Below are 6,206 nucleotides of genomic sequence, written 5' to 3' on the forward strand. Positions count from 1 at the left end.
TTATATATTATTACTTTCTATAATATAAATATTACTAAAAATAATACTAAATAAACAGGATATTATTAAAAAAATACTAATCCAAGTTAAATATTTACGAAATCAAGAAAATAAGAATTTAAAATTACTCACATACCCAATAAACAAAAAAGAATATATTAAACTAAAAATAAATGAATAATCATGACAGAAATTAATGTAAACAATATATCTATAAATTATGAACTTGAAGGAAATGGGAAAACAATTGTTTTTGTCCATGGATTATCCGATAACTTGGAATATTGGAAAATATTAACAAATGAATTGAAGAAGAAATATCAAGTTTTAATCTATGATTTGAGAGGTCATGGAAAATCAACTAGTGATGATGAAGAGATATCAATTGATCTATACCAAGAAGACCTTTATCAACTTTTGAATGCATTAAATATAGATAATGCCGTTTTTGCTGGACTTTCCTTAGGTGGAAACATAATAATGGATTTTGCAATCAAACATCCTGAAATGGTTAACGGCCTGATAATCATGTCCAGCTTTTCTGAACAGACTGAAAGACTTGCTAAAATATTCAATGACTTTGAAAAAGGCATTAACAATGGTTTCGTTGAATTCTTTGATGTTATTGTTCCTTATACATTAACTGAGGATATGCTTGAAATGCATCGCGAAACATTAAATCAAGTTAAATATGAAGCAGCAAAGATTGCAAACATAGACGGAATTAAAAAAGGAATCGCTGCAGGAACTGATTTCAATATTACTGACAGATTATGTGAAATAGATGTTCCAACAATAGTGATGGCTGGAGCAGAAGATGATTTGACTGATTTGGAGATTCAAAAGAAAATTAGTGACAACATCAAAAATTCAGAGTTAATAGTTCTTGAAAACACCAAACATAACCTTTTGGTTGGATATAATATTGAAAATATATTGGTCATAATCGATGAGTTCATGTCAAAAATAGAATGATTATTGATAATAGACTGATTAATGACATCTAATTAAAAAAAAAAGTAAATGTGAGATTATAAAACCTTATAATAATCTCCATTTTTTCTATAAACGGCTTTTATTAGCCCCTTATTTTCTAAAGACAATAAGATATGATACATTCTAAAGTCAGATAATTTCAAATCACCATATAAAAGATTTCCTTCAATCTCATATCTGGAAACAAAACCATCATCATCCATCAATGATTTTATCAATGCAAAGGAAGCCTTCTCCTTTTGGTTTAGCTCAGCATTTATGACATCCTCTTTAGAATCCACAGTATTGATCTTAGCATCCACTTCCTTCAATTCTACTGTGGAGCCATCATAAATAGCTAAACCTTTAGACTTTAGGCTATTCAACAAATCATTAAGATCATGCTCGTATATTCCTAAATCATCTTTTAAAATAGAAACATCAATTTTAGCTTCAGAATATGATTTGATTTGATTTAAAACTTCTTCTTCTGCTTTAGTAATAGTAATCATAAATAAAACCTTATTTTTTAAAATGTTTTTTGTATTTAATTATATTATGTCAAGCATTATAAATAAACTTATAGACAGCAGTTGAAAAGTAAATTTTTTAAAAATAAACATGAGGTAATTAAATAGTAAAAATAGTTAAAAAATAGTTAAAAATAGTTAAAAATACATTAGAAAAGTTAAAAATACTTTAAAATGTTAAAATAGATAAAAAAAGAAAAAAAGAGAAATGAATAAGTTACTTATTCATTTTGTAATCTGTTGATAGCATCTTTTGCACCGTATTGTACAAAAGAACTTTCATCATTCAATAATTCTTCGAGTTTTGGAAGAGCTTCTTCAGCGCCGAGTGCACCTAAAATCCAACAAGCTGCACCTCTGACTCTCCATTTAGGGCTGTCCAATTCTGCAAGAACAGGTTCAATAGCTTCATCACCCATAGTGGTTAAAGCGGTAGAAGCTTCTCTTCTTACCAATTTGTTTCTGTCTCCTAAAGTTTTTACAAGTGCAGGAATAGCTCTTTTATCACCAATAGCATTCAAGACTTCAATTGCACCAAGCTTAATGTTTTTATCTCTTTCATCTAAAGATGCAATAAGAGGTTCAACTGCTTCTTCTCCTTTAAGTTCAAGTGAACCTATTGCTTCTTCTCTAACGAAATCATCAGAATCCTTTAAGTCTAATATAAGATCATCAATTGATTTTTCCATATTATTACCATCCTAAAACATTTAAATAATTTTATTAATTTAAAATTCATCCAATTATAATGAATATTATAGTACTATCTTTACAATTGAATATACTTAATTATTATTATAATTTACAAGTATATAAATATTTCGACTTGTTACGAACAATATTATAGAATACAAATAAACTTTGTTTTAACTTTCAAAATCCAATATTTATTTTAAGATACCAATAAAATGTACATTTTTATACATCAATGTTTTATTTTGAAAAGATTAATATATAGAAAATACATATAATAATATACTTAAATAAAATTAAAAGGATTATGTGAATAATGATAAAGATAGCAAGAATCGATGGAGATGGAATAGGAAAGGAAGTTACAGAAGCGGGAGTGGCTGTCCTTGAATCATTGGATTTGAACTTCGATTTTGTAGAAGCGGAAGCTGGAAGGGAATGCTTTGATAAGAATGGAACCACAATCCCTGAAGAAACTATAAAAACAGCTAAAAATGCAAAAGCCACTCTTTTTGGAGCGATCACTTCAACTCCTGGACAAAAAAGTCCAATCATAACACTCAGACAAGAATTGGACACTTATGCAAATTTAAGGCCAATAAAATCCTTTAAGGGAATAGATTGCCTATTTGACGATTTGGATTTTCTTATAGTAAGGGAAAATACAGAAGGGCTATACTCAGGAAATGAGACAATAGATGATGCGAACAATAAGGCAATAGCTCAAAGGGTAATAACCAAAAAAGCCAGTGAAAGGATTTCAAAACTTGCTTTTGAACAGGCAATCAAACTGGAAAAGGAGTCCGTCACCTGTGTGCATAAGTCAAATGTCTTGAAAAAGACTGATGGAGTGTTTAAAGACTCATTTTACAAAGTAGCTAAGGATTATCCAAACATTAAAACCAATGATTACTATGTTGATGCAACAGCAATGTACCTTTTAACAAAACCTCAGGAATTTGATGTGATAGTCACCAGCAACCTTTTTGGAGATATACTGTCTGACGCTTCTGCAGGTCTTGTTGGAGGATTAGGGCTTGCACCATCTGGAAATATTGGGGATGAACATGGACTATTCGAACCTGTACATGGATCTGCACCGGATATTGCAGGAAACAACATATCAAATCCGATAGCTATGTTATTATCAGTTTCCATGATGCTTGAATATTTAAACGAACCGTATTGGGCAGAAAAAGTCAAGACTGCTTGTGAAAACGTTCTGGAAAAGGGAAAAGTGAAAACCCCTGATTTAGGTGGAAATGACAAGACAATGGATGTTACAAATGCAGTAATTAAAGAGATAGAGAACTTAAAATAAATATTGATCCAGAAGAAAATACGAAATAATAATTATAATTATAATTCATTAAATGAGCAAAAGAGGCAGAATATGTTAAATATAACCACATTTATAGATGCTAATGCACGTAGATTGGATAAGGATGTTTATTATTGTCCAAGCAGAAACTTAAGATACAATTCATGTGAAGTACTGGAGATTGTATCTGGGATAGGACAAAGCCTAATTGATAAGGGCATAGATAAGGGAGATAGAGTATTGATTTATTTGAACAATTCTCCAGAATACCTATTTTCATTGCTTGCAATATGGAGAATCGGTGCAATAGCTATTCCAACCAATAGAATACTAACTGCATCAGAACTGAACTATATGATCAACGACTCTGATGCCAAACTAATTATTACTGATGTCAATGCAAAAGAAACTGTAAAAGAACTGAACATAGAATCATATATAATAGAAGACTGTGAAAGCTTTAAGGGAAGCGATACCTTAGCTGCTTGCGAAACAGAATGGGACGACTTATGTCAATTGCAATACACTTCAGGCACAACTGGAAAGCCTAAAGGTTCCATGCTAACCCATGGAAACTGGTTTACAGCAATCCACAATGCATGTGATGTATTGACATATAAGGAAAACGACACATTCCTCTGCATCTATCCAATGGCTCATGTAGGAATATTATGGGCAATTGCTGCACTTAGAGCTGGAGCATTAACCATCACAATGGACTTCTTTGAAATAAATGAATACCTTCAATTATGTAAAGACGAAGAGGTAAGCGTCTTGTCAGGAATGCCTCCGGTAATTCATACCTTAACAAATATTGAAGAGGAAAAGAGGGAAAACCTTTCAACAGTTAGGGAAATCATCAGTGGTGGAGGTCCATTGCACAGAAAGATTTGGAAAAAGTTCATGAAACAATACAATATTCCAATCATAAATGCATACGGACTTTCAGAAACCATTGTAATCGGTACAGGAACTGTAATTAGACCTGAAGACTATGCTACAGCAGACAGATATGAAAGCGTAGGACACCCTGTATGTTTCTCTGAGCTTAAAATCGTTGATGAAGATGATCCAAGCATTTCCTTAGGCCACTACGAACATGGAGAAATAGCTCTTAGAGGCCCTGCAATAGCTAAAGGATATTGGGGAATGGAAAAGGAAACCAAAGAATCATTCCTTGAAGATGGATGGTTCCTTACTGGAGATATCGGTTATATTGATGAGGATGAACGTTTGTTCATTACAGACAGAAAGAAAGACATGATTGTAATGAGCGGATGGAAAATATATCCTACTGAAGTTGAAGAGACATTGATCAAATATCCTGAAGTGGATGAAATAGCTATTTTCAGTATTGGCGACTGCCATAGAGGAGAGCTTCCTGTAGCTGCAGTTGTATGGAAGGAAGAAGAGGACCCTGATGGATTGGTTGATTATGCTAAAGAATACTTAGCAAGATACAAGGTTCCAAGAAAAATCTTTACAATGGACGAACTTCCAAGGGTAAATGGCTGGAAACTCCTTAGAAGAGAGTTAAGGGAAATGTATTCTACTAAGCCGGAAGAATAAATTTCTCATATTTTTCTTTTTTTCTTTTTTTAAAAATAGTTTTTAATTTTGCAATTAATTTTTAAAATAGCTTTTTTTGTTTAGTAAACAAATCTTTTATAAAAATAGTTAATAAAGGATAGAATTTAAATTAAAAAATAAAAATAGTAGTAGAGGATAAAAATCCAACTACTTTAAAAAACTTAACACTCAAATCCGCCGTCACATCTGATGATTTGACCGTCTACGAATTCAGATTCGTCAGAAGCAAGGAATAATGCTAATGCAGCAATATCTTCTCCTTGACCTACTCTTTTCATAGGTGCTCCGTCAACCATCATTTGTAATGCTTCTACTCCACCAATACTATCTACCATAGCGGTGTGGATAGCACCAGGAGCAATACCGTTACATCTTATTTCAGGACCAAGTTCGAATGCCATGGATTTGGTAAGACCAGCAATAGCGTGTTTGGATGAGATGTAACCTACAAATCCGAAGTGTGCAGCGTAGGATGCTACTGAACAAGTGTTGATTACAACACCTTTTCCTTTTTCTTTCATTACAGGAGCTACTAATTGGGTTAAGTATAATGGAGCGTATACGTCAACTGCAAATACTTTGTCCCATTCTTCTTTGGTAATGTCTAAGAGAGGGGTGACACTTAAAAGTCCTGCGTTGTTGAATAAAATGTCGACAGTTCCATATTTTTCCATGGTTGCGTCAAAGATCTTTTTAATGTCGTCAACATTAGCCATATCAGCAATAACTGCAAATGCTTCTCCACCAGCTGCTACAATGTCATCTACTACAGCTTGTGCTCTTTCTTCGTTTCTTCCAGTTACAACTACTTTTGCACCTTCTTCAGCATATAATTTAGCTGTAGAACGGCCCATACCTGAGGTTGATCCAGTAACAATTGCTACTTTTCCATCTAGTTTACCCATTTATTTCACCTTCTTTAACATAAAATTTTATTTTATTGTAATTATTACTATATAGGATTAAGTATTTAAATATTTTTAAATATTCTTGAAATTTTTTGAATTTTGTTTAGGTTTTTTTATAATTGTACAGTATTTAACCTAGTAACATTAATTTATTTTATTATTTTGTTCATTTTATTAATTTTTTATTAT

General features: G+C 32.0%; 6 protein-coding genes. 3 read left to right on the forward strand and 3 right to left on the reverse strand.

The features are described 5' to 3' along the window. Positions 1-183 precede the first annotated feature (183 nt). On the forward strand, positions 184-975 hold the full coding sequence (locus ACKI67_RS08355; RefSeq protein ID WP_407463062.1) for an alpha/beta fold hydrolase: 792 nt from the start codon (positions 184-186) through the stop codon (positions 973-975). Between the two features lie 56 nt (positions 976-1,031). Here the strand turns inward: ACKI67_RS08355 and ACKI67_RS08360 are convergent, their stop codons facing one another. After that, positions 1,032-1,487 (reverse strand): hypothetical protein, encoded by a 456-nt coding sequence (locus ACKI67_RS08360; protein ID WP_407463064.1) that lies wholly within the window; start codon positions 1,485-1,487, stop codon positions 1,032-1,034. Between the two features lie 239 nt (positions 1,488-1,726). Then, positions 1,727-2,194 carry a HEAT repeat domain-containing protein gene (locus ACKI67_RS08365; RefSeq protein WP_407463065.1) on the reverse strand — a complete coding sequence of 156 codons (468 nt, stop codon included), beginning with the start codon at positions 2,192-2,194 and terminating at the stop codon, positions 1,727-1,729. A 320-nt stretch (positions 2,195-2,514) separates the two neighbouring features. Between ACKI67_RS08365 and aksF the strand changes: the two genes are divergently transcribed. Then, a complete protein-coding gene (gene aksF, locus ACKI67_RS08370; RefSeq protein ID WP_407463067.1) occupies positions 2,515-3,519 on the forward strand; it encodes a homoisocitrate dehydrogenase in 1,005 nt (334 codons plus the stop codon). A gap of 72 nt (positions 3,520-3,591) precedes the next feature. After that, on the forward strand, positions 3,592-5,088 hold the full coding sequence (locus ACKI67_RS08375; protein ID WP_407463069.1) for a class I adenylate-forming enzyme family protein: 1,497 nt from the start codon (positions 3,592-3,594) through the stop codon (positions 5,086-5,088). 182 nt (positions 5,089-5,270) lie between these two features. Here ACKI67_RS08375 and ACKI67_RS08380 read toward each other — a convergent pair whose 3' ends face one another. Then, a complete protein-coding gene (locus ACKI67_RS08380; RefSeq protein ID WP_407463070.1) occupies positions 5,271-6,014 on the reverse strand; it encodes an SDR family NAD(P)-dependent oxidoreductase in 744 nt (247 codons plus the stop codon). Between the last annotated feature and the right edge of the window lie 192 nt (positions 6,015-6,206).

Origin of the sequence: Methanobrevibacter sp. (assembly GCF_045577275.1) — an archaeon.
GTDB lineage: Archaea > Methanobacteriota > Methanobacteria > Methanobacteriales > Methanobacteriaceae > Methanobrevibacter.